The sequence below is a fragment of the Moritella sp. 24 genome, assembly GCF_018219155.1.
Classification (GTDB): Bacteria; Pseudomonadota; Gammaproteobacteria; order Enterobacterales; family Moritellaceae; genus Moritella.
The window spans coordinates 2,027,054-2,052,574 of sequence record NZ_CP056123.1; the positions used below are offsets into that span (position 1 = coordinate 2,027,054).

Sequence of the window (25,521 nt, forward strand, 5' to 3'; positions counted from 1 at the left end):
AAGAACAAATTCAAATAAAGGACTTAAGATGACCCAAACTGTTCGCCACGATTGGCAAGTTGATGAGATTGAAGCGCTATTTAACCAACCATTTAATGATTTGATGTTTCAAGCTCAGACGGTTCATCGTCAGCATTTTGATCCCAACAGTGTACAAATTAGTACGTTACTATCGATTAAAACAGGCGCCTGTCCTGAGGATTGTAAGTACTGCCCACAAAGCGCACGTTACACAACGGGTATTGAAAAAGAGCGTTTGATGCAAGTTGAAACTGTATTAAAGCGTGCCGCTGAAGCAAGAGATAATGGCGCAAGTCGTTTTTGCATGGGCGCAGCGTGGAAGAACCCACACAAACGAGATATGCCATATTTAATCGATATGGTTAAAGGTGTAAAAGCAATGGGGCTTGAGACGTGTATGACTTTGGGGATGTTAGCACCCGATCAAGCACAGTCTTTATCTGAAGCGGGCTTAGATTATTATAATCACAATTTAGATACATCTGAAGAATATTACGAGCAGATTATTACGACGCGTACTTACCAAGATCGTTTAAATACACTCGACCATGTGCGTGATGCTGGTATGAAAGTATGCTCTGGCGGGATTGTCGGTATGGGCGAGCAACAACTCGATCGTATTGGCTTACTTAAATCGTTAGCGAACTTACCACATCATCCAGAAAGCGTGCCTATTAACATGCTAGTTAAGGTTGCTGGTACACCACTGGAAGACACTCCAGATCTCGATGAAATAGAATTTGTGCGTACGATTGCTGTCGCGCGTATTATTATGCCGAAATCTTACGTTCGTTTGTCTGCTGGTCGCGAGGCGATGAGTGAACAAACACAAACGTTGTGCTTTATGGCCGGTGCCAATTCAATCTTCTACGGTTGTAAGTTGTTAACGACGGATAACCCTGACGAAGACAGTGATAAACGTTTATTTAGAAAACTAGGGTTACATCCTGCACGTATTCGTGAAGCCAGTGATGAAGCGCAATCAGCACAATTAATGGATGAGATCGCCGAGCAAGCATCACCGTCACTTTTTTATGACGCAACAAGTGTCGCAAACTAAATGGCATTTGAATTCATTACACACGCATTACACCAGCAAAAATCAGCGTCTTTATTACGCACCCGGGTGATAAGTAATGGTGCAATTAATTTTTCAGCGAATGATTACTTAGGACTGGCAACACACCCTGAATTAATTGCTGCATGGCAACGTGGTGCAGCAGAATATGGTGTTGGCAGCGGTGGATCATTTCTTGTTACGGGTTACACACATGCGCATGCGGCATTAGAAGATAAGTTAGCTGATATAACGGGTCATGAATCGAGTTTATTGTTTAATTCGGGTTATAGTGCGAATCAAGCTTTAATTAAAGCCTTGTTAGATCAGAATGATTTGTTAGTTCAGGATAAACTGAATCATGCCTCGTTAATTGAAGCGGGGGTTTATTCGCCTGCCACGATGAAACGTTTTAAACATAATGACAGTGACCATCTTGCACAGACGCTGAGCCGATACCGAGATAATTATACTAATTCACTAGTCGTAACTGAAGGTGTGTTTAGCATGGATGGCGATCAACCGAACTTGGTTGATATTCATCAACAATGCAAAGCACATGATAGTTGGTTGTTAGTCGATGATGCCCATGGTTTTGGGATCGTATCTCAGGGACAAAGCTTAAAGAAACATAACTTGTCAGCAAATGATATAGCTTTGTATATGGCTACGTTTGGTAAAGCGGCCGGTGTTTCTGGTGCATTCGTCTCAGCATCGAAAGACGTTATCGATTATCTGATTAATTTTTCAAAACCTTATATTTATTCAACAGCAATGCCAGCTGCAATGGCGGTCTGTATTGATAAAGCATTAACGATAATGGCGAAGGAAACATGGCGAGTTGAGCATCTAAATCAACTAATAGCTTATTTTAAACAGCAATGTTTTTTACAGAATATCACCTTGATGCCATCGGACACCGCAATTCAACCGCTTATTATAGGTGATGCTGATAAGGCGATGAAAATCAGTCGATATCTTGCGAGTAAAGGGCTGTTAGTTAAAGCGATTCGTCCGCCGACAGTGCCTAGGGGAACATCGCGTTTACGGATAACCTTATCAGCTAGCCATAGTATGAAAGATATTGATTTATTGCTGGCGCGGCTGAAGGATGCATTAGATACAAATAGAGGAGGCACTGCATGATAGATAAAAATGCAGTTGCGCGTTGCTTTGGTAAAGCGGCGGCGAGTTATGATCAGCATGCGATATTACAGCGATTATCCAGCGATAAACTATTACGTTATTTACCTAAATCATCGGTGCGATCAGATGATGTTAAGGTGTATTCTTCGACCGTTGATCTCGGTTGCGGTAGTGGTGCGCTATTACCTGCATTAGCAAATTGCAGCGAAACATTAATTGCAGTTGATTTATCTATGGGCATGCTTTCATACGCAAAAGCGCATAATCAACTCCCGAGTCAACCACTATGGCTAAATGGTGATGCTGAGGCCTTACCATTACAATCATCTAGCATTGATTTATGCGTGTCTAATTTAGCGCTGCAATGGTGTGATGATCTGGCAACCCCTTTAATTGAAGTCTCGCGTTGCTTAAAACCGGGCGGGTTGATGTTGTTTAGTACATTAGTGTCAGGGAGTTTAGATGAACTCACTCAATCATGGTCTACGGTAGATTCACAACGGCATGTTAATCGTTTTTTATCTGAAGGTGAGATTAAAGCGGCATTACTTAAGTCAGGGTTAAGTGTTGATACATTTGAGGTTGCAGTTACTACGATGCATTACGCCAGTGTCAAAGAGGTGATGCTAAGCCTTAAAGGCATTGGCGCAAATCATGTACATGATAAAGAGGCAAAACCAACTACACAGGGTGAGTTGAGAGCATTCAAAGCGAATTATGAAACGTTACGCGATAATCAAGGGTTATTACCATTGAGCTATAAACTTGCTTATTGCTTATTACGCAAACATTAGGACCACGATCGTCGATGACAAATAATATCAAAAAAGTATTTATTACCGGAACAGATACAGACGTAGGCAAGACTGTTATTAGCACCGCTCTTATTGATAATGCAAATAGTCGGGGACTTAAAACGGTTGGCTTTAAACCTATTTCAGCGGGTTGTGAATTAACGCCATTAGGACTGCGTAATGAAGATGCATTGTTACTGCAGCAGCACGCATCGAAAAAAGTGGATTATCAGCTTGTAAACCCAATTGCTTACCAAGCCCCCATCGCGCCACATATAGCAGCGGAGCAACAGGGCGAGCTTATCGATTTGGGCGTGATAGACTCGACGTTAGCTAAGATCACAGACAATGTCGACCTTGTTGTTATTGAGGGGGCGGGTGGTTGGCATCTTCCCATTGATAAGCGTAACTATTTTTCGTCTTGGGTAGCTGAAAACCAGTTAGATGTTATTCTTGTAGTAGGGGTTAAGTTAGGTTGTTTGAATCATGCTATTTTATCTGCACAAGCAATTCAGCATTCTGGTGCAAATCTTGTTGGTTGGGTTGCAAATAGTTTAACCGCAGATATTGCCAATTATGATGCAATGATAGAAACGTTATTGGTGGCATTACCAGCACCATTGATGGGAAAAATGCCTTATTTTGTATCAATTGAAGATAAAAATGAAAATTCAGCTAACTATCTGGATTTAACTTCTTATTTAGCGTTGTAAAGGATAATATACTTAGCCATGAATAACCCCTAAATTTTTAGTATGTAACGGTTTATATAGCGTTATATGGGGAAGTGAGGGAATACGTGAATGAATAAAGGATGTATAGCACGTGGCTAAGATTGTTTTAAAACAAGAAGATAAGTTATCATTTAAGCTTAATCACCTTATTCCACAAGGTGATTATCGACGTGTCGACGTCTATCTTTTATTACCAAATGAAATGGGTATCAACCCGCAGACGTTGACGGAAGAAGATTATTTCTATCGTGGTATTCAAGGAAAGCGTGCGTATTATTCTGAGGGGCTACATCTCCCATTAGTGCAAAGTAGATTTGCAAGTCGAATGAAACGTTCGCCTGACGAGTATCGTGTTAATTTGAACTTATTTGCTTATCAATTCGCTAAAGCCTTCGAAAAAGATATCCGCAATATTCAGCTACAATTAGAGCATCACTTATTTTATTCAGCTTTGATTGAATTAATTGATGTTGCTAAATCTATTATTAAAAAATTTCGCCGTAACGCCCCAACAGATGAAAAATTAAACGCATATTTTAATAACGTAGATAATTACCTTTCATGGTTTAGCGAGCAGTGCTGCTACAAAGCATTATCAAAACGAAAAAAACAAAGCGAATTTCTTGATGAACGTGCTGAGGTCATTGGTTTTTGTCGGGGTGAAGCCAAGTATCGTTTAGAAAAAGGCTATAATTCCGCGAATACGTTATTAGATCCAAATCGTATCGCCAATAAAATGCGTTTATTACGTCGCTTGATCGAACATGGTGTGATCTTCAAAGAAGAAACTCAACAATTGGGTAAACATCAGAAAAAAATTGTAAAAGGGACGGCAACATCTTTGGTTATGGTGATTGTATTAAGCTTAATACTCTTCGCTCAAGGTGAATTAAAAGGGCTGACTTACGCATTGATTGCAGTGCTATCGGTGATTTATGGGTTCAGGGAAATCTTTAAAGACGAATTCAATAATACGTTATGGCGTTGGATCCGTAAAGGTCGAGCAAAATGGTCAAGACAGTTAATTGATACATCGAATAAACAAGTTATTTCAAAGCAACGTGTTTGGCTTGATTACATTAAGCAAAACCAATTACCTACAGTCGTACGTGAAGTTTTGTATCGCCGACGCCCACAGAATAAGCAAGAGTCCATATTATTACACTATCGACTTGATAGTAAGGTGAGTAATAAAGGTTTTCAAGCGGGTTACGACCGTATTCAAGAGCAGATCTACTTTAGTGTGAGACCGCTTATCCGTTATTTAGAGCGTGGTACTGGCGCTGTATATTCAGAGAGTGACAGTAAAATAAGTAAAGAACCGATTGAAAGGCGTTATCAAGTTAATGTTGTTGTTGGTTTGAAAGATGATAGTGCTAAAGTTGTTTATCAACGTCACAAAATAACAGTAAATCGCTCTGGTATTCTTGATATTGAAGCGGCTGATGTATTTAGTGAGATCCTCTAGATTATGTATGGCCACCATTTTAAGTTAGACCTTAGGCCTCGCCCCACACCCCAAATCTATTAATATTTAGGTATTAAATAGCAGTATAATTTAATACCTTTATAATATCTTAATCAAACGTTTAAATTATTATGATACTAAGGTCTTATTTTCGCATTAATACTGTTGTGGATATGTTGCTTATGTGAAATATTTGTTATACGACTTCTGGTTTAATTTATAAGGATATCCTATCTTTAGCAGTAATTAGATGAAGTTATAAAGCGTATAAGCAAAGGAGTGCTGATAATGGATGGACAGGGAGATGTAATCGGTGGTTGGTTAGTCGCTTTGTATAAAGCGCTGTTATGGAAAGGGATTGAACCTTTCGAGCTACTTGAAAAGTCAGATGTTAGTCTGAATGAAATAACGAGTGTGGGTAGTCGTGTACCTGTTAGTTTGTGTAATAAACTCTTCGAGCAATCTGTCACGTTAACGGATGATCCACTCTTACCTATCAAAGTTAGTCAGTGCATTGTTGCCACAACATTTCATGCATTAGGTTATGCCATTCAAGCATCATCGTCATTGCAAGATGCGTTTACACGTTTAGTCCATTACGATCGTGTACTGAGTAGTGCCTGTCGAATCAATTTAACTGAAGATGATAAGTATTGCTATCTTGAGTTAAACTTGAATGAAGCAGAAGGTCATGTCAATCGTATTGGTCCACAGCTTGAGTTAACAATGCTGTTATCGATTATCAAAATATGTCGTGACTTATCTAATCCAGGTTTTGCACCAGTCAAAATATACACCACGGTTGATATCCGTTGTGCCGCGCAGTTTGAATCATACACAGGTTGCCAAATTCAGTTTAACTCAAGTCAATCTATGCTTGTTATGGATAGCGAGGTTCTATCAAAGCGACTCCCTAATTTTGCACCGGATCTGGTTTTATTAAGTGATAAGGCTGCAGATGATTACCTTGCTAGTTTAAGTGGTAATAGTGTCGTTAACCAAGTGCGTTCAGAAGTGGTTTCTTTGATGGCGAGTGGGGTTCCTAATATTGATTTTGTCGCCGATAAGCTCAATTTTAGTCAGCGTAGTTTACAGCGTAAATTAAATGACTCTGGAACAAGCTATAAAGATCTCGTTGAAAATATTCGCCAAACAATGGCAGAACAACACTTAAATCAAAACCTTTTATCTTTAGGTGAAATTAGTTATTTATTAGGTTTTTCTGATGTTGCTAATTTTTCCCGTGCTTTCAAACGCTGGAAGGGTATCACTCCCGGTGCCTATCGAGGAGCGCATTATCATTCATAAGTAAATGAGTCATGATTAAATTATTTACATCAGGGATAACGATATTATCACTGGTGTGAAAGTTCAGGTCTTAGTGAAAAGACCTTCGTAAACTTAAGGGATTAGGGTGGTACAAATGCCAAGTATGAATAAGAAATTACTGGCGCTGTTGTGTACATTAAGTTTACCAGCACACAGTGCAAGTGAGGATAAAGCGCGCGATAAAGCAAGCGACTTCGTCAATAATAATGTGCTACAAGTGGCTGCAGAAATGAATAGCCTTGTAGAAAAAAGTGTTTTTTTAGAAGTTGATAATTATGCACAACGACAAATTTTAGTAGGTGAATACGGTCGTATTGTGGTTCGTAAAAATAGTGATTCAGCGTGGGTTCAGGCTAATGTGCCTGTTCAAACAACAATCACGGCGGTTGATTTTATTGATGATAAAACAGCGTGGGCTGTTGGTCATCAAGGCGTGATACTAAAAACAACCGACGGTGGACATAATTGGGTTAAAAAGTTTGATGGTGTTGAGCTAACTGCATTGTTGAAAGTTAGCCTCGAAGCGCAAATTATGTCATTAACCGCTGCTTTTGAAACCGCCCAAGTGGTAGACATTGATGAAGATGCGCTTGATGAACTTGAGATGCAACTGGATGATGCTACCTATAAATTAGAAGATTTAACCGTGAATGCGGGTATTGAAATCTCATTGTTTGATGTGTTGTTTACTACCGCGGATTACGGTCTTGTTATTGGTGCTTACGGTGCGATGTTAGAGACAAAGGATGGCGGTGATTCATGGCAATATATAGGGCATAAAGTACCGAATCCGGAAGGTTTCCATCTTAACGCATTAACAAAGGATAGTGAGAATAATATCTATATTGTCGGTGAAGCAGGTGTGGGGATGAGCACATCGGATTCTGGTAATACGTGGCGTTCACTCGATATTGACTACTTAGGTTCATTATTTGGTATTGAAGTACAAGGCAGCACACTTTATAGCTACGGTTTACGTGGCAACATGTTCATTTCTCAAGATCAAGGATATCAGTGGCAGTCGCTTAATACAGGGGTCACTAATCATATTTTTTCTGCTGACTGGCTAAATAACAAGGAACTGTTATTAGTGGGTGCTGGTGGTTTAAAACTTGTTTATAACGGTCATCAATTCAATAACATCTCACAAACAAGCCAACGTGTTGATATTACGTCAGTCAAAGTGATTAATGATGATGTCATTACAACAGGCCTTCGTGGTTGGCAAAGTAATTTGAAAAATGACTTAGAACAGGGAGGTCTAAAGTAAATGGAAAAGCTTACTATTTGGATCGAAAAGCAGTTATTTGGTTTTAAAAATTTTGTATTTATATTTATCGTATTACTAACTGGTTTTTTAGCTTATAACGCGAGTTTGGTTAGACCGAGTGCATCATTTGAAAAGATGATTCCTGTACAACATGAATATATTCAAAATTATTTAAACTACAAGCAAGAGTTAGCGAGTCTCGGCAACAGTGTACGTGTCGTTATTGAAAACGAAAATGGCGATATTTTCAATGCTGAATTTCAAGAGCAGATGCGTGCATTAAATGATGAACTGTTTTTTATTCCAGGCGTAGATCGTTCTGGAATGAAATCAATTTGGACTTCAAACGTGACATGGGCAGAAGTGACTGAAGACGGTTTTGTCGGTGGTACTGTGATCCCGAGTGATTATGATGGAACTCAACGTACACTAGACCGATTACGTCGTAATGTCATGCTATCAGGTCAAGTGGGTTATTTAGTTGGTGATAACTTTAAATCAGCGGTATTCATATTGCCGTTAATGAGTGTTAACCCTGTTACGGGTAAACCACTTGATTACAATGAGCTATCTAATACGCTGGAAGATATTCGTAGTAAATACGAAGTGGAAGGCGTTAAAGTCCATATCACTGGTTTTGCTAAGGTGGTGGGCGACCTGATTGCTGGTGCAGCAGAAGTCGTTATCTTCTTTATTACTGCAATCGCGATCACGTTTGTGCTGCTCTACCTGTATAGCCGTTGTTTAAGAAGTACGATTGTCACGGTAACGTGTGCATTGGTTGCTGTTATTTGGCAACTAGGCTTACTTAATTTGTTGGGGCAGGGGCTTGATCCTTATTCTATGCTTGTACCATTTTTAGTTTTTGCTATTGCGGTGAGTCATGGTGTTCAGCTCATTAGTGCAATTGGTCAACATATGGCGGCTGGAAATAAAGCCGAACAGGCTGCACGCCTTGCGTTTCGCGCATTAGCAATACCTGGTTTGATTGCATTGTTAAGTGATGGCCTTGGTTTTATCACACTTAACGTGATTGAAATTCAAGTTATTCAAGATCTGGCAACAGCGGCAAGTGTGGGGGTGGCGGTTATCTTATTAACTAACCTCGTATTGCTACCGATACTGATGTCTTGGACTGGAGTGTCACCTGCAGGTATTAAGTATTTGCTGTCAGAGCAGTCAAAGACCCCCCTTATTGTTAAGGTGTTTAGTCGCTTTGCTGATGCTAAATGGGCTAAATCAGCGCTTGTTTTTGGTGTTGTTTGTCTTGCTGTTGGTCTGTACCAAGGACAATCGTTAAAGATTGGTGATCTTGATGCTGGCGCACCTGAGTTACGTGCAGATAGTCGTTATAACCTTGATAATGCGTACGTTGCTAATAATTATCAGGCGAGTACAGACATCATGGTATTGATGGTTGAGACGCCTGCTGAACAATGCAGCAGTTATCATACATTAAATGCAGTGAATCAATTACAGGCACACGTTGAAGGTATACCCGGCGTTCAGTCAACGCTTTCAGTTGCAACTATTGCGAAAAAAGCAATTGTTGGTATGAATGAAGGTAATCCGAAATGGCAGGGCTTGAGTCCAAACCAATTAGTATTAAATGCGGCAGTGGGCCGTGCTCCTGCTGCCTTTATGAATAATACTTGCAGTATGTTACCACTTATGATTTATCTCGATGATCATAAGGCGAATACGCTTGAGACTGTTATTGCTGATATCACCGCATATACTGCAGCAAATAAAACGGAAGGTGTAAACTTTGCCCTTGCAGCGGGTAACGCTGGAATTGAAGCTGCAACAAATAGTGTGATTGAAAAAGCACAATATCAAATGTTGATGTGGGTGTACGGTGTTGTAGCGCTACTGTGTTTTCTAACATTCCGTTCAGTTAAAACATTATTATGTATTATTTTTCCGCTAGCGTTAACGTCAATTTTAGGCCAAGCGTTAATGGCTACACTCGGTATCGGTGTTAAAGTCGCAACATTACCTGTTATTGCGCTGGGTGTGGGTATTGGTGTCGATTATGGTATTTATATTTACAGTCAATTATCGGCAAGGTTGAAAATGGGTGATAATTTACAGGATGCTTATAAATACGCATTATCAAGTACAGGTAAGGCCGTTGCATTTACTGGTATTACCTTGGCGATTGGTGTGTGTACTTGGGTATTATCACCGATTAAATTCCAAGCTGATATGGGATTAATGCTAACCTTCATGTTTATTTGGAATATGCTTGGTGCACTTTGTTTCTTACCGGCACTTGCGTGGTTGTTGAATATTGGACAACAAACATCGTTAATCTCGAAAGAAGATCAAAAACCTATTGAGATGAATAAAGATACGGCCGCATAATTTAGTGCTTTATATTTAAAAAAGTAATTGTTTTATAAAGGGTTGGGCTATTAGTTCAACCCTTTTTATTTTATCTAAGCTATGGGTTATTAAGCCTAATCGTGAATTTACATCTTAAACAGGTGGTTAAAAAATAGTTATTCGTTAGATCGATGTTTTAAAGTTTGGCGTTTTAGCTAACCTAGGTTTAAAATAAGCTTCTATCTCAATAACAAGACGGTTTTCATGGATCAACAGCGTACAGCTTGGCAAACAGCAAAGCGATTTTCTTCTTATGTTCTCGATTTAAAAACAACCTTATTTTTTGGTGTAATAGCCATGCTTGGCTATGGTATTGTCGATGCAACATTATTAAATATTTTACAACCACTTGTCGATGAAGGTTTTAATGCTGAAACATCAGAATTCCTAAAGTGGATGCCTCTTTTTGTTGTTGGTATGATCACGTTACGTGGTTTGGCCTCATTTGGTTCTAGTTATTGTATGGCTAAAGTGGGTAATACCGTCGTGATGCGCCTGCAACGTCAATTGTTTGATCATTTAATGCATTTACCCGTTAGTTTTTTTGATAAAACACCATCTGGCGAATTAGTATCAAAAATTATCTATGATTCAACACAAGTATCTGGTGCAGCATCTAGATCATTAGTGAATATATTCCGAAGTGGTGCATTCATTATTGGTCTACTTATTTGGATGTTCTATCAAAGTTGGCAGCTATCTGTTGTTTTATTATTCATTGCACCTGTTGTTGGACTCATTGTTAACGTCGTTAGTCGTCGTTTCCGTCTTATTAGCCGACGTTTACAACAAGCGATGGGTAATGTGTCATCAACAGCGCAGCAAATGTTACATGGCCAAAAAGACGTACTTATGTTTGCGGGACATGAAACAGAGCGCGAACGTTTTGGTACTGTGAGTAACCATATTCGTCAACAGCAAATGAAGATGGCGACAACATCTGCAGCCAGTAATGCGCTTGTTCAAATTGTTGCCTCGTTTGCATTAGGTGTTGTGTTATATCTTGCTTCATTTGATTCAATTCGAGCAGAACTGACACCAGGTAAATTTGTTGCGATTGTTGGCTCTATGATGGCCTTATTACGTCCACTACGTGACATTACTAATATCAATTCTGAGATTCAAAAAGCAATTTCAGCGTGCAACAGCTTGTTTGAAATTCTAGATCTTGAAATTGAAAAGAATACAGGTACGTTTAAACCAGCGCGTGTTAAAGGTAAAATATCATTCAGTAATGTTGATTTTACTTACCCAACAGCAACAACTCGTTTAATTGAGAATATGAACTTTACCGCCCAACCAGGTGAAATGATTGCGTTAGTAGGGCGTTCTGGTAGTGGTAAGTCAACATTGGCTAGTTTGATTACACGTTTTTATGAAATCGAAAAAGGCCAAATTAGTATTGATGATGTCGCTATTCATGACTTTGAACTTAAATCATTACGTACTCAAATTGCACTAGTGTCTCAAAATGTCCACTTGTTCAACGATAGTGTTGCAGCTAATATTGCTTACGGGCGCATGGCTGAAGTAACGCGTGAAGATATAATTGAAGCAGCGACGAAAGCCAATGCATTAGAGTTCATTGAAGGCTTTGAGCATGGTTTTGATACTATGGTCGGTGAAAATGGCGCTATGCTATCGGGTGGCCAACGTCAGCGTATTGCTATCGCTCGAGCGTTATTACAAGACGCGCCAATTTTAATTCTAGATGAAGCAACGTCTGCACTGGATGCTGAGTCGGAGAAAAAAGTACAAGAAGCGCTTGAGAGGTTGCAGAAAGATAGAACCTCATTAGTGATTGCGCATCGTCTATCAACCATTGAAGCGGCAGATCGTATCTTGGTTATCGAATCTGGTTCTATTATTGAAAGCGGTTCACATAGCGAGTTACTTGCTAAGGGTGAGCATTATGCACAGTTACACCGTTTACAACTTGGCGGCTAATAGGACTTAGTGTGAAAATAGAAGAGGATATTTGGTATGGTAACCATTGGGGTAAATGGTTACTGGCTCCGTTAAGTGTTACTTTTGCTGCTGTTACAAGTTGCCGTCGCGCACTGTTTAAAGCTGGGATTAAAACTAGTATAAAACCAAGCGTACCGACTATTGTAGTGGGTAATATTACTGTCGGTGGTACAGGTAAAACACCACTTGTAGTGTATTTATGCGAACAATTAATGGCTGCGGGATATAAACCGGGCATTATTAGTCGTGGTTATGGCTCTAAAGCGCCAGAGTATCCTTATATTGTTAACGCTGACTCACCTGTTGAGCACAGTGGTGATGAACCTTTTATGTTGCAACAACGAACGCAATGTCCATTGGTTATTAGCCCTGTACGTACAGAAGCAGCAGCCCATTTATTAGCAAATTTTAATGTTGACGTTATTATTACTGATGATGGTTTGCAGCATTACGCGATGCAACGTGATATCGAACTTATTGTTATTGATGGTAAACGCCGATTAGGGAATGGACACTTATTGCCGATGGGGCCTTTACGTGAAGGCGCTTGGCGTTTAAAAACCGCAGATTTTGTTATTTGCAACGGTGGAAATGGTTTAACCGATGAAACTGATATGCTACTTGCTGCAGCCCCTTTGCGCAAAGTCATAAACAATGAGTTAGCGACACCTGATAACATTAAGTCTATCGTTGCTGTTGCCGGAATTGGTAATCCTCAGCGATTTTACACGACTTTAGAACAACACGATTATGTGATTGAGGAACATCTTTCATTTCCTGATCACCATGCTTTTACTGCCGCTGACATTGAAAAATTTGCAGCAGGGAGAACCGTTATTATGACCGAAAAAGATGCTGTGAAGTGTCAATCTTTTGCTCAAGATAATTGGTATTATTTACCGGTAAACGCACATTTAGATAGCGGATTTTTACCGAAGTTATTATTAAAATTAAAGGAATTAACCCATGACTCTGGATCATAACTTACTTGAAATTATTGCTTGCCCTGTTTGTAAGGGAAAATTACATTATGACAAAAGCAGTAATGAACTTATTTGTAATGTAGATCGTCTTGCTTATTCTATTACTGAAGGTATTCCTGTGTTACTTGAAGTAAAAGCGCGTCAACTAAGCAGTGAAGAGCTAGCGAAATGAGTTTTATCGTCATTATCCCATCACGTTATCAATCAAGTCGTTTGCCCGGTAAACCATTAGTTGATATTTGTGGTAAGACAATGATCCAACGTGTTGCCGAGCAAGCTCTACAAAGTGGAGCATCACGCGTTGTTGTAGCGACAGATGATGCACGTATTGAGCAAGCGGTGACGGCATTAGGTTATGAAGTTTGTATGACTTCAGCAGATCATAATTCGGGTACTGAACGACTAGCTGAAGTATGTAGTAAACTTGGTTTTAATGATGATGATATTATTGTTAATGTTCAAGGCGATGAACCGCTTATTCCTCCGCGTATTATTGAGCAAGTAGCAACAAACCTTGGTAAGCAGAGCATTGCGCGTATGGCTACATTATCAGTCGCTATTACGGATGTTGAAGAAGTATTCAATCCCAATGCAGTGAAAGTCGTCACGGATAAGCAAGGCTATGCATTATATTTTAGTCGCGCACCGATCCCTTATCATCGTGATAATTTCATGAACGAACCGGTAACAGCGATTAAGCCTGTATATCAACGTCATATCGGTATTTACGCTTATCGTGCTGGCTTTATCCGTGATTACGTTCAGTGGGAAGAAACTGAGCTTGAACAGATTGAATCATTAGAGCAGTTACGTGTACTTTGGCATGGTGAAAAAATTCATGTCGAAGAAGCGCTAGAAGCTCCTGCTGCAGGTGTCGATACTCCTGAAGATCTGGTTGTTGTGCGTAATATAGTAGGTGGTTAGTCGTTGATGGTCTTACTTTAAACAAGTAACTGCTGATTAATCTCATTTCTGTTTATGAATGGGTTTATAAATACGCTTACAAATTGTAAATATAAAAATGCCGTTCTATGAGAACGGCATTTTTATTACGTTACAGACTTTATTGTAATTGATTACACGTCAGCAACTAATGGTCCGCAGCAGCTCCAGCACCGCGAGGGAAGCGTAGATTTTCAACTAACTGTTGAATATGTAACGGTGCATCACCTGTTACTTTCGTGACAGTAAACGCAACGGTAAAGTTAACGATAGCGCCGACTGCTCCGAATGCATTAGGTGAAATACCGAAGAACCAGTTTTCTTCCATACCACCAAGGAACGAAGTGCCAGGAATAAACATAATGCCTTTATGCTGGAATACATACAGCATCGTAATACCTAAACCTGCACACATACCAGATACGGCAGCTCGTCCATTTACTTTCTTCGAGAAGATACCCATCATTAGCGCTGGGAACAGTGACGAACCAGCTAAACCAAAGGCGAGGGCGACAGTACCGGCTGCGAATCCAGGCGGATTTAAACCGAGATAGCCCGCAGCAAGAACGGCAATCGTCATCACTATTCGACTGGTTTTAAGTTCGGTTTTTTCTGTCATGTTCGGTGTTAACACACCTTTCATTAAATCATGTGAAATAGCGGATGAAATGGCTAGTAGTAAACCAGCTGCAGTAGAGAGTGCAGCAGCTAAACCACCTGCGGCCACTAATGCAATCACCCAGTTAGGTAAGTTAGCAATAGCTGGGTTCGCTAATACCATGATATCGCGATCAACTTTAACCATTTCATTTTTGACTGGGTCAGCAACATAGTTAATTTTACCATCACCATTTTTATCTTCAAATTTTAGTAGACCCGTACCTTCCCAATCTTTAAACCATTGTGGGCGTTTTTCATATTCAAGTTGTTGGCCTGCAGTTGGTTCAATTGTGCTCATTAGGTTGAAGCGTGCCATTGCGCCAACGGCTGGAGCAACGGTATAAAGTAATGCGATAAAGACTAATGCGTAACCAGCAGAAGCGCGTGCATCTTTTACTGTTGGAACGGTGAAAAAGCGCATAATTACATGGGGTAAACCCGCAGTACCAATCATTAATGACAGGGTGTAAGCGAACATATTTAATGTGCCGCCCATGTTATCTGTAGTGTACTGATTAAAACCAAGATCTGTTACAACCATATCGATTTTATCTAGCAGATAAACACCGCTACCATCTGCGAGTGTACTGCCTAAACCGAGTTGAGGAATTGGATTACCAGTGAGTTGTAATGAAATAAAGACAGCCGGAATAGTATAAGCAAAGATAAGTACACAATATTGTGCGATTTGTGTGTAAGTGATCCCTTTCATGCCACCTAGTACAGCGTAGACCCATACGACAACCATGCCTATGCCTAAACCTAAATCATAATCAACTTCTAAGAAGCGAGAGAAAGCAACGCCTACGCCTTTCATTTGGCCGATGATATAGGTAACTGAAGCAACAATTAAGCAGACAATCGCAACAATACGCGCGGTCTTGGAGTCATATCGATCTGCGATGAATTCGGGTACGGTAAACTTACCATGCTTACGCATATAGGGAGCAAGTAAGGTTGCAAGTAAGACGAACCCACCAGTCCAACCCATCAAGAATACGGAACCACCATAACCAAGGAAGGCAATTAATCCTGCCATTGATAAGAATGATGCGGCACTCATCCAGTCGGCGCCAATCGCCATACCGTTTTGTAAGGGAGTAATACCACCACCTGCAGCATAAAAATCACTAGTGGATTTTGCACGAGCAAACCATGCAATAGCAAAATAAACGGTAAATGAACCGAATACAGCGATGTAGGTGTAGAGTTTTAATTCGGTCATTTATTCTTCCTCAACATTGTGTTTTTTGTCTAGTCTATTCATTTGAACTGCGTACCAAAATACCAACCCTACAAATGTATAAATGGAACCTTGTTGTGCGAACCAGAAACCAAGTTTATACCCTCCGAGCCTGATCTCATTCAACTGCTCGACGAATAAAATGCCACAACCAAACGACACGACAAACCATATAACTAAGCACGTTAATATGAGTCGTATATTGGATTTCCAATAGGCGTTTTCTTGTTCCATATCCTTTCTCCCAAAAAAAACTATTAAATTTTCATAAATAAAATTAGATAGTTATTGATCACCGTATTAAGTTGTCCGTAACTTGAATGACAAATCGTTAGTGCTCGCAACTAGCATGTTGTAAATCTAGCAACCTTTAAAAAATAACCCTATACAACTTTCGTCTATATATTACTTTATGAGTTGACGATTAAGAGGTAGAGGGTTAAAACTAAAGGCATAAGAACATAGGGCAAGATAACGGGTAGAGAGATATATACCTGTAACGATTTAATAGGAATAAAATATGAATGCAGCGTTAAATGACATTGTTGATTTTATTAAAACTATTCCCCCCTTTAATTTATTGAATGATCAATATTGCCATCTAATTGCGAAGCAAGTTTCAATTGGTTATTACCGTAATGAATCTGAATTAAACCCCCTGCTTGATCAAACAATGCTATACCTGGTTAAAAAAGGCATTCTAGCTTATTACAATGAGGAGAATGAGCTTCAAGAAAAGTTCTCAGAAGGTGACCTGTGTGGTGTGCTATGCCAATCGGATGCAAAAGCACATGACATTAGGTTAATCGTCGAAGAAGATAGCTTGATTTATGGTGTTGATTTTAAAGCTTTAGAAGCGTTACTTACTGACTACCCCAATGTACTACAGTTTTTATTACAAACATCCCCCCAGCGTTTACAGGATAAAATGGGAGCCATCAGTGAATCTGCGTTAATTGCATCAAGCTTAACGAATGCCCCTATTGCTGATTATTATAATAGTCCGGCAATTATCCTATCAATTGACGCAAGTATTCAATATGCAGCTCAATACATGACTGAAAAAGGGGTGTCTTGTCTTGTGATTGTCGAAGGTGATGAACCGATAGGCATAGTGACAGATAAAGATATTAGGCGACGTTGTGTTGCTGCGGGGTTAAGCAGCCTGTGCCCTGTATCAAACATTATGACGACGAAGATGGCAACAATTGATATCACGTTATGTGGTCATGATGCGTTAGCGTTAATGATCAGTCAGCGCATACATCACTTACCAGTGACAAAGCACGGGGTCTTAGTGGGGATGTTAACAGCAACAGATTTGATGAATCAAGAAGGACATCATGCCGTTAATTTAAGTTCTGTGATCCACAAAGCGAATTCTATCGATAGCTTGGTTGGACTAAGCTCTATGTTGCCTAAACTTCAAGTCAGCATGGCTAAGTTGGGGGCAAGTGCTGATTATTTAGGAAAAAATATCAGTGCTTTGACAATGGCATTTACAATTAGGTTAATTGAGTTAGCAGAGCAAAAATTAGGGAGTGCACCAGTAAATTATGCGTGGCTATGTGCTGGTTCGCAAGCAAGACAAGAACAACTTGTTTACTCCGATCAAGACAACGCGCTTATCATTGCTGATCACGCAACGGAAGAGCAAGAAGCGTGGTTTAAGGATTTAGCGCATTTTGTCTGCGATGGATTAGCGGCTTGTGGTTATATCTATTGTCCCGGTAATATTATGGCGACCAATGAGCAATGGCGACAAAAGAAACGAGTGTGGCAAGGCTACTTCGATAATTGGGTCACACAACCAGACCCTCAAGCATTATTAAACAGCAGTGTCTTTTTTGATCTTGCTACCGTTTATGGCGACAGTTCATTATTACAGGATGTACGCCGTAACATGCTGATTAAAACTAAAAAGAACACATTATTTTTAGCACATTTATCACGTAATGCATTATTACAGAAGCCACCCTTGGGTTTCTTCCGTGATTTTGTTCTTATCCACGATGGTAATAATAAAAAGGGGCTTGATCTTAAACATAATGGACTTGCTCCTATTATTAATTTAGCCCGTATTTATGCGCTCGCAGAAGGTATCGAAGATGTTAATACAATTATGCGCTTAAAATTAGCCGCTGGTACGCCTTCTCTTAGTCGAACTGAATCAGCAAATTTAATTGATGCGTTCGAGTTACTTGGCATGCTACGCGCAGATCATCAAGCAAAGCAACTTACAAATGGTTATGATGCAGACAGCTATTTGTTACCTAAAGAAATATCTCGACTGGAGCGCGAGCATTTGAAAGATGCGTTTAAAGTCATTAAAGCAATGCAGCACTACCGACAAATGGTATAGCGCGGAATTAAATAGTTTGGTTTTAATACAATCGTGCCGTTTTAATATAATAGTTCCGCTTTAAGAAAATTGATCAATAAGGATATGTGATGAATCTTATACCGTCTTTCTTCAGTCTTGAATCGCAGCGTAAACGATTATTAAATAAAGCACCTGAAGGTGCATTAAAGCAATATTTAAGTGTCCCTATTATAGACTTAGATAAGCCCATTATTGACAGCGATATACTAGCAGTCGACTTTGAAACAACAGGTTTAAATGCAAAACATGATGCTATTTTAAGTATTGGCTATGTTGAGTTAGCAAATAATCATATTCATTTAGGCAGTTGTTATCACCAAATTGTGGCCGCTCACTGCGCCCTTGACGAAGATAATGTCACAATACATACCATTACGGATCAGGAAAAGGCGAGTGGGAGGCCACTTGCCAGCGTTGTGGAAGATTTATTAATCGCATTAGCGGGAAAAACAATGTTGGTCCATTATGCCCAAATTGAAAAAACGTTTCTCGAACAAGCATGTATTAAGCTTTATGGCATGGCACCTATTTTTCCAATCATTGATACCTTAGCATTAGCTAAAAAACGGCATGATAGGTGCAATCAAGTTTATTTACCCTCGGCATTACATCTAACCAATTTACGACAGGAATATGGGTTGCCCCATTATCCAGTTCACAACGCATTAAACGATGCCATTGCGACGGCTGAGTTATTTATGGCGAAAATACAGTATTCAGAACAACGCGAAAGAACTAAGTTGAAATCTTTAGTGACTTCTGTTTTCAACTAATTAACGATGATACTTATGTCGTACTTTCAATCTGAGCAAGTTAACTCGCTCACAGTTTGGTAACAGTGTGTCATGTATAGTTATGTTAATTAGTTGTAGCAACACATGGATGAATATGCACGTAATACCAGATAAAATTATCATTGCCGATGATCACCCACTTTTTAGGCAAGCACTGCTGATTGCATTAAAAGAGCAGTTTAGTACGACGCAATGGCTTGAAGCTGAAACCGTTGAAAGTATTAGTGATTGTCTTATTGCTAACGCGGATGCTGATTTATTACTACTGGATCTCAATATACCCGGTGCGCATGGATTCGATCACTTAATTCGTATAAGAAAACAATATCCAGATGTACCGGTTGTGGTTATTTCTGCGTACAGCGATGAAACTATTATTAGTAAAGCCATCGAGCATGGAGCATCAGGGTTTGTGCCTAAATCAGAATCGGTACCAACGATAATATCTGCGATAAATAGTGTACTTGTCGGTAATTTATGGGTGCCGAATTCGTTTGAAAAAGCCAAAGAAAAAACCGTAAATCCAGCTGATGAAGTCATTGGGAGCTTAACTGCACAGGAATACCGTATATTAATGATGTTTTCGGAAGGCCTGCTTAATAAACAAATTGGCGATAAGCTCTGTGTTGCTGAAGCGACGGTTAAAGCCCATGCAAGTGCAATTTTTAGAAAATTAAATGTCCGTAACAGGACGCAAGCTGCAATGATGTTAGGTCAACTTGATGTAGCGGAATACAGTGATAGCTTAAAGGATTAAGTTAATGAATAAACATACAAAGACTGCAATTATTATTGCACCATTATTAGCCGTTTTAGGTTATGTTGCGTCAGACTATTATGTAGAAAGTGATGCGAATAAAAGTAAGCTTATCACCTTAATACCAGAATCGTCATGTGAAGTGCTGACAAATGGCTGTGTTCTCATTAGCGGAGACTTTAAAGTTAACGTATTTGATAAAGCGGGTTCGACAGTCGTTAACGCAACGTTTCCACTTGATGATGCTGTTTTATTTTTAGTCAATAAAGATAATATTGCGACGGCATTTCCGTTGACTAAAGTACAAAGCAATTACTACTGGCAAGCACAGACTCCTTTACGTGATCTTGCAAGAGCAGAAGGGGTTAGCCGTTATAAGTTAAGGTTAATCGCTTCTATTAAAGGTGGTGACTATATTAGCGAATTTGAAACATTACTTTAAGACAAACCTCAGTCTTTTATCTTTCTTGAATAAATTAATTCAGTTGTAGTTTGATCGATTATTGTGTTCGCTCGATAATCATTGCGTTGTGTAGGTATTTGTTATGTTCGCGAATTGGCAGTTGATGCTACTTAGTTTTTTGTATATTGCGCTATTGTTTTTAATTGCATTTTTAGGTGATAAATATCGACATTTAATACAAGGTAAGCGGCAAGCTGTCATTTATGCGTTTGCGGTTTCTGTTTATTGTACATCGTGGAGTTTTCTCGGCACTACTGGACAGGCTGCAACGAGTGTTTATTCATATTTACCCATATACCTAGGGCCTATATTATTACTTATTTTCGCTTGGCCTTTCTTTCTGCGGATCATTAAAACCAGTATTAAGTTTAATTTAACGTCAATTGCAGACTTACTCGCCGCGCGCTTTGGTAAATCACATGCACTGGCAATTCTTATTACTGTCGTTTCTTTACTTGGCACTATGCCTTATATCGCGTTGCAAATTAAAGCGATAGTCCATTCATTTCAACAATTACAGATTCAACAAAATTTCATGCCTTGGCAGCTCGGCTTAGTGACTAGCTGTGTACTTGCTGGGTTTAGTATGTTGTTTGGTATTCGCAGTATTGATGTTACAGAGCGACACCCTGGTATCATGCTCGCAATTGCTTTTGAAGCGGTCATTAAGATCGTGGCGTTTGCGAGTGTGGGTATTTTCATTTGTTATTTTGTATTTGATTCTCCACAAGCTATTTGGCAACAAGCGACAACTCGTGTGGAGTTAAGCGGTGCATTACAGTTTCCAGACTTAAGTGCAATGTTTGGTATGATAATCATTGTAATGGCTGCATTTTTTGTATTACCTCGTCAGTTTCATGTCATGATTGTGGAGTTACGTGATGAGCAAGATGCATGGTTAAGTCGTCGAATATTCCCGCTATATTTACTTGTATTCGCGTTCTTTTCTGCACCGCTTGGTTTAGCTGGGTATCTACTGCTTGGTAATAGTGTACCTACAGATATGTATGTGTTGGTGTTACCTTGGTATCAAGATCAAACGTGGCTGACTATTTTTGCATTTTTAGGTGCTATATCTGCAGCGAGTTCGATGGTGATCGTATCGACAATTGCACTGAGTACTATGTTAAGTAACGAGATAGTATTTCCGATCTTGTTTAAGAAAAATAAGCAGCCTACACAATATGATGACTTTAGATTAAAGTTGTTAAATATTAGAAAGTTACTTGTATTATTAGTTATATTCCTAAGCTATCTTGTGTTTCTTTTTATTCCTCCAACAACCTTATCTAGTTTAGGTGTAACAGCGTTAGGTGCTCTTGCGCAAATCACTCCAGCTTTATTAACCACTTTTTATTGGAGAAGAGCAACATTAAAAGGCGTGTTTAGTGGCATAAGTATTGGTTTTTCATTGTGGATAGTCGTTAATTTCTTACCTCAACTTGGTTTTTACGCGAACCCGCTAAAAGATACGATTTTTTCGAGTGCGACGGCAATTAATTTACTTTGTCTTGGTGTTAATATTTTATTTATGATCGCGATATCTTTAGTAACAAGATCAAGCATTCAAGAACGTATACAAGGGGCCTTGTTTTTAAAACGTCAATTACCTGAGACTAATACTGAACATAATAGGGGGAAGTCTAAACGCCAAACGATCTCTGTGGATGAATTATTATTACTCACAGCCCAATTTGTTGGTGATGAAAAAGCGTCTGCAAGCTTTGAGGGGTTTGAGCATAATGCAATGGCACTGAATTATACGACAAAAGAGAAATCTGAATACGCACTTGAGCATACAGAGAAAGTATTATCGAGTGTTATGGGTTCTTCTTCGGCGAGATTGGTGCTTAATTCAGCGCTAGATGGACATGATTTCGCGTTAGATGAATTAGCAACGCTAGTAGAGAATGCTTCAAGTCATCGCCAAGAGTTTAGCCAGAATCTACTTAAAAGTGCGATAGAAAATACAAGGGAGGGTATTTCAATTGTTAATGATGAACTTGAACTTGTGGCTTGGAATAAACAGTATGCAATGTTGTTTAATTATCCTGAAGAGATCTTATATGTGGGCTGTCCAGTTGAGTCGTTAATACGTTTTAATGCTGAACGTGGCTTATGTGGTACAGGCGATATTGAGGAGCATGTACATAAACGTCTCGATTTTCTTAGTTTAAGAAAGTCTCATAATTCAGAGCGCTTACGTGAAGATGGAAAGGTCATCCGAATAGAAGGTAATCCATTACCAGACGGTGGATTTCTGATGGTTTTTTCTGATATTACCACATTCAGGCAAGCTGAGCAGGTACTAAAAGAAGCCAATCAAGATCTAGAAACTCGCGTTGCTGAGCGGACTAAAAAGCTCGAAAAAGCCAATGCAGAGCTGGCAAAAGCGAGAATAGTCGCTGATGAGGCGCTTAGTAAGAAAAGCCATTATTTACAAGTTTGTAGTCATGACTTGCTGCAGCCACTCGAAGCTGCGCGTCTGTTTACATCTGCATTAGCCAATCAATCGACGTTAAGTGTAAATCAACAGCGACAAGTAAGCAGTATTGATGTGTCGTTAAAAGTGGCGAATGAGATGATTGTTAATTTAGCTGAGGTAGCACGAATAGAAAGTGGCAGTATCACACCGCATATTGAAACATTTGCGTTAAATGGTTTATTCAGTCAATTGGTAAATGAATTTTCTGAAACCGCAAAACAAAATAATGTCTCATTTAGTATTGTGCCGACAAAACATTGGGTAAATACAGATAAACATTTGTTGCGAAGAATATTACAAAATTTAATTGGTAATGCGTTTCGTTATGCAAGTCCTGGGCGTGTACTGCTTGGCTGTCGTCGTAAAAACGGTCAACTTAGCATCGAATTATTAGATAATGGACCTGGTATCGCCACAAAAGATCAAGTTCGAGTTTTTGAACAATTCAGCCAGTTAAAAGCCAATAATGGATCAAATGATGGGCTTGGGCTTGGACTGAGTATTTGTAGCAGTTTAAGTCGCTTACTTAAGCACGAGTTAACACTCGATTCGATTGAAGGAAAGGGTTGTCGATTTAGTTTACAGCTTAGTGCTGCGACAGCATTGCAGCAAAATAATGTACCATTGACGATTATACCGACAGATTTAGCAGGTATCGCTGTGCTATGTATTGATAATAACCCCGCTATTTTAGAAGGAATGCTTGAATTAATGAGTAGCTGGGATTGTGAGGTCTATGGTGCGGATTCATATGCGAGTGCAAAAGAACAGTTTAAACAGTGTGACTTTGATATATTGCTGGTGGATTATCAGTTAGATAATGGTGAAGATGGACTGACTTTAATTGCTGAATTACGTAAAGAAGTACCCGCAATACCTGCAATCCTTATTACTGCAACGACTGAGGTAAATATCAAGGAGAAAGCCGCATTAGCAAAAGTAGGGTTGTTGCGTAAATTAGTAAAACCAGCTGCATTAAGAGCGATGATGAATGCATTACTTACCGAGACATTACAAATACAATTAATTAGACAGTAACGATTGGTATCATTTGGGTTTGTGTAGTGATTATTTATCGACATAAAAAAGGCTTCTGAATAAATCCAGAAGCCTTTAACATAACTTAGCGAGTATTAATCGCGATCAGTAAGCGGTTCAAACGAACGGTGTGCTTCACCAGTATATAACTGACGAGGACGACCAATCTTTTGACCTGGTTGGCTTAACATTTCGTTCCAATGTGCAATCCAGCCTACAGTACGGCCTAATGCAAAAATAACTGTAAACATAGAAACAGGAATGCCGATAGCACGTAATGTAATACCTGAGTAGAAATCTACATTCGGGTATAGCTTCTTCTCAATGAAGTAAGGGTCTTCAAGCGCAATACGCTCAAGTTCCATTGCAACATCTAATAATGGATCATCAATGTTTAGTTCTTTAAGGACTTCGTGACAGCTCTTACGCATTACTGTAGCACGTGGATCTTTATTTTTGTAAACTCGATGGCCAAAGCCCATTAGACGGAACGGGTCTTCCTTGTCTTTCGCTCGCGCGATAAACTCAGGAATACGATCAACAGAACCGATCTCTTCAAGCATTGTTAGACAAGCTTCATTTGCGCCACCGTGAGCAGGACCCCATAGCGATGCAATACCCGCTGCGATACATGCAAATGGGTTAGCACCTGATGAACCAGCAAGACGAACGGTAGATGTTGATGCATTTTGTTCATGATCTGCATGTAACGTAAAAATACGGTCCATTGCAGTTTCAACAACTGGATTTACTACATACTCTTCACACGGAACAGAGAACATCATTTTAAGGAAGTTACCTGCGTATGAAAGGCTATTGTCCGGATATACAAATGGTTGCCCAATTGAATATTTATAACACATTGCAGCAATAGTCGGCATTTTAGATAGCAAACGGAATGCTGAAATTTCACGATGACGTTGATTCGTAACGTCTAATGAGTCGTGATAAAACGCTGCAAGTGCGCCAGATACACCACAAAGAATCGACATCGGGTGTGAATCACGACGGAAACCTTTAAAGAATGATGCGAATTGCTCATGCACCATAGTATGTTTGTGAACTGTTGCTTTGAAGGCTTCATATTGTTCTTTGCTTGGTGCATCACCGTAAAGAATAATATAACAAACTTCTAAATAATCTGCATTAAATGCTAAATCATCAATAGCGTAACCGCGATGTAGTAGGATACCTTCTACACCATCAATATAAGTAATTTTTGACTCACATGATGACGTTGCCATAAAACCTGGATCATGGGTGAAATATCCTTTACTACCTAGGGTACGAATGTCGATAACATCGTGACCAGCTGTACCAGATAAAATTGGAAATTCAACTGGCTCTTGGCCGGGTAGGTTTAACGTGGCTTTTTGATTAGCCATAGCACGTCTCCTTTGCTTATTTATAATTAGATTTCTTCATGAAATTCGAAGCTAAAGCTACCTCTATTCATCAGTAATGTCAATTTTGTTGCAAAATAATCAACAAAAAAACACTAAAAGGTTAATCTACGTTTCAATTTTAACGTAAATGTTACTATAAGCCTTTTTATAATTGTAAATAAATTGTGATATAGGTATACTTATTAACGGATC

The 25,521-nt window shown here is 39.3% G+C and carries 20 protein-coding genes; 17 read left to right on the forward strand and 3 right to left on the reverse strand.

What is annotated here, in order from left to right; translation table 11 throughout:
• Nucleotides 1–28 precede the first annotated feature (28 nt).
• The 12 genes from bioB (at nt 29) to kdsB (ending at nt 14,082) form a co-directional block, all read left to right on the forward strand.
• On the forward strand, nt 29–1,081 hold the full coding sequence (bioB, locus tag HWV00_RS09150; RefSeq protein WP_211685795.1) for a biotin synthase BioB: 1,053 nt from the start codon (nt 29–31) through the stop codon (nt 1,079–1,081).
• On the forward strand, nt 1,082–2,224 hold the full coding sequence (locus HWV00_RS09155; RefSeq protein WP_211685797.1) for an 8-amino-7-oxononanoate synthase: 1,143 nt from the start codon (nt 1,082–1,084) through the stop codon (nt 2,222–2,224).
• Nucleotides 2,221–3,018: a malonyl-ACP O-methyltransferase BioC gene (gene bioC / locus HWV00_RS09160; RefSeq protein WP_211685799.1), complete on the forward strand. Its 798-nt coding sequence runs from the start codon at nt 2,221–2,223 to the stop codon at nt 3,016–3,018. The genes HWV00_RS09155 and bioC overlap by 4 nt, the downstream gene beginning before the upstream one ends.
• A 14-nt stretch (nt 3,019–3,032) precedes the next feature.
• A complete protein-coding gene (gene bioD / locus HWV00_RS09165) occupies nt 3,033–3,731 on the forward strand; it encodes a dethiobiotin synthase (RefSeq protein ID WP_211685801.1) in 699 nt (232 codons plus the stop codon).
• A 112-nt stretch (nt 3,732–3,843) separates the two neighbouring features.
• On the forward strand, nt 3,844–5,220 hold the full coding sequence (locus HWV00_RS09170) for a hypothetical protein (protein ID WP_211685803.1): 1,377 nt from the start codon (nt 3,844–3,846) through the stop codon (nt 5,218–5,220).
• A 288-nt stretch (nt 5,221–5,508) separates the two neighbouring features.
• Nucleotides 5,509–6,528 (forward strand): AraC family transcriptional regulator, encoded by a 1,020-nt coding sequence (locus tag HWV00_RS09175; RefSeq protein ID WP_211685805.1) that lies wholly within the window; start codon nt 5,509–5,511, stop codon nt 6,526–6,528.
• Between the two features lie 115 nt (nt 6,529–6,643).
• Nucleotides 6,644–7,819, forward strand: a complete 1,176-nt coding sequence (locus HWV00_RS09180) for a YCF48-related protein (RefSeq protein WP_211685807.1) — start codon at nt 6,644–6,646, stop codon at nt 7,817–7,819.
• Nucleotides 7,820–10,186 (forward strand): RND family transporter, encoded by a 2,367-nt coding sequence (locus HWV00_RS09185; protein WP_255554986.1) that lies wholly within the window; start codon nt 7,820–7,822, stop codon nt 10,184–10,186.
• Between the two features lie 225 nt (nt 10,187–10,411).
• Nucleotides 10,412–12,154: a lipid A export permease/ATP-binding protein MsbA gene (gene msbA / locus HWV00_RS09190; protein WP_255554987.1), complete on the forward strand. Its 1,743-nt coding sequence runs from the start codon at nt 10,412–10,414 to the stop codon at nt 12,152–12,154.
• A gap of 11 nt (nt 12,155–12,165) precedes the next feature.
• Complete coding sequence (lpxK, locus tag HWV00_RS09195; protein ID WP_211685810.1) at nt 12,166–13,158, forward strand: tetraacyldisaccharide 4'-kinase; 993 nt, start codon at nt 12,166–12,168, stop codon at nt 13,156–13,158.
• Complete coding sequence (locus HWV00_RS09200) at nt 13,142–13,330, forward strand: Trm112 family protein (RefSeq protein ID WP_370630506.1); 189 nt, start codon at nt 13,142–13,144, stop codon at nt 13,328–13,330. The genes lpxK and HWV00_RS09200 overlap by 17 nt, the downstream gene beginning before the upstream one ends.
• Nucleotides 13,327–14,082 (forward strand): 3-deoxy-manno-octulosonate cytidylyltransferase, encoded by a 756-nt coding sequence (kdsB, locus tag HWV00_RS09205; RefSeq protein ID WP_211685811.1) that lies wholly within the window; start codon nt 13,327–13,329, stop codon nt 14,080–14,082. Before HWV00_RS09200 ends, kdsB begins: the two co-directional genes overlap by 4 nt.
• Nucleotides 14,083–14,248: 166 nt before the next feature.
• Here the strand turns inward: kdsB and HWV00_RS09210 are convergent, their stop codons facing one another.
• Both HWV00_RS09210 and HWV00_RS09215 read right to left on the reverse strand, forming a co-directional pair.
• Entirely contained in the window at nt 14,249–15,985 is a 1,737-nt protein-coding gene (locus tag HWV00_RS09210; protein WP_211685813.1) for a sodium:solute symporter family protein, read from the reverse strand.
• Nucleotides 15,986–16,237: a DUF4212 domain-containing protein gene (locus tag HWV00_RS09215; protein WP_211685815.1), complete on the reverse strand. Its 252-nt coding sequence runs from the start codon at nt 16,235–16,237 to the stop codon at nt 15,986–15,988.
• A gap of 286 nt (nt 16,238–16,523) precedes the next feature.
• Here HWV00_RS09215 and HWV00_RS09220 point away from each other — a divergent pair, with 286 nt between their 5' ends.
• The 5 genes from HWV00_RS09220 to HWV00_RS09240 all read left to right on the forward strand — a co-directional run bounded on the left by HWV00_RS09220 (nt 16,524) and on the right by HWV00_RS09240 (nt 23,923).
• Nucleotides 16,524–18,365, forward strand: coding sequence for a DUF294 nucleotidyltransferase-like domain-containing protein (locus HWV00_RS09220; protein WP_211685817.1), 1,842 nt, complete (start codon nt 16,524–16,526; stop codon nt 18,363–18,365).
• Between the two features lie 89 nt (nt 18,366–18,454).
• Nucleotides 18,455–19,159, forward strand: coding sequence for an exonuclease domain-containing protein (locus HWV00_RS09225; RefSeq protein ID WP_211685819.1), 705 nt, complete (start codon nt 18,455–18,457; stop codon nt 19,157–19,159).
• A gap of 115 nt (nt 19,160–19,274) precedes the next feature.
• A complete protein-coding gene (locus tag HWV00_RS09230) occupies nt 19,275–19,937 on the forward strand; it encodes a response regulator transcription factor (protein WP_211685821.1) in 663 nt (220 codons plus the stop codon).
• A 4-nt stretch (nt 19,938–19,941) separates the two neighbouring features.
• Nucleotides 19,942–20,379, forward strand: a complete 438-nt coding sequence (locus HWV00_RS09235) for a hypothetical protein (protein WP_211685823.1) — start codon at nt 19,942–19,944, stop codon at nt 20,377–20,379.
• Nucleotides 20,380–20,482: 103 nt separating this feature from the next.
• On the forward strand, nt 20,483–23,923 hold the full coding sequence (locus HWV00_RS09240) for a PAS-domain containing protein (protein ID WP_211685824.1): 3,441 nt from the start codon (nt 20,483–20,485) through the stop codon (nt 23,921–23,923).
• Between the two features lie 95 nt (nt 23,924–24,018).
• Here HWV00_RS09240 and HWV00_RS09245 read toward each other — a convergent pair whose 3' ends face one another.
• Nucleotides 24,019–25,308, reverse strand: coding sequence for a citrate synthase (locus HWV00_RS09245; RefSeq protein ID WP_211685826.1), 1,290 nt, complete (start codon nt 25,306–25,308; stop codon nt 24,019–24,021).
• Nucleotides 25,309–25,521: the final 213 nt, after the last annotated feature.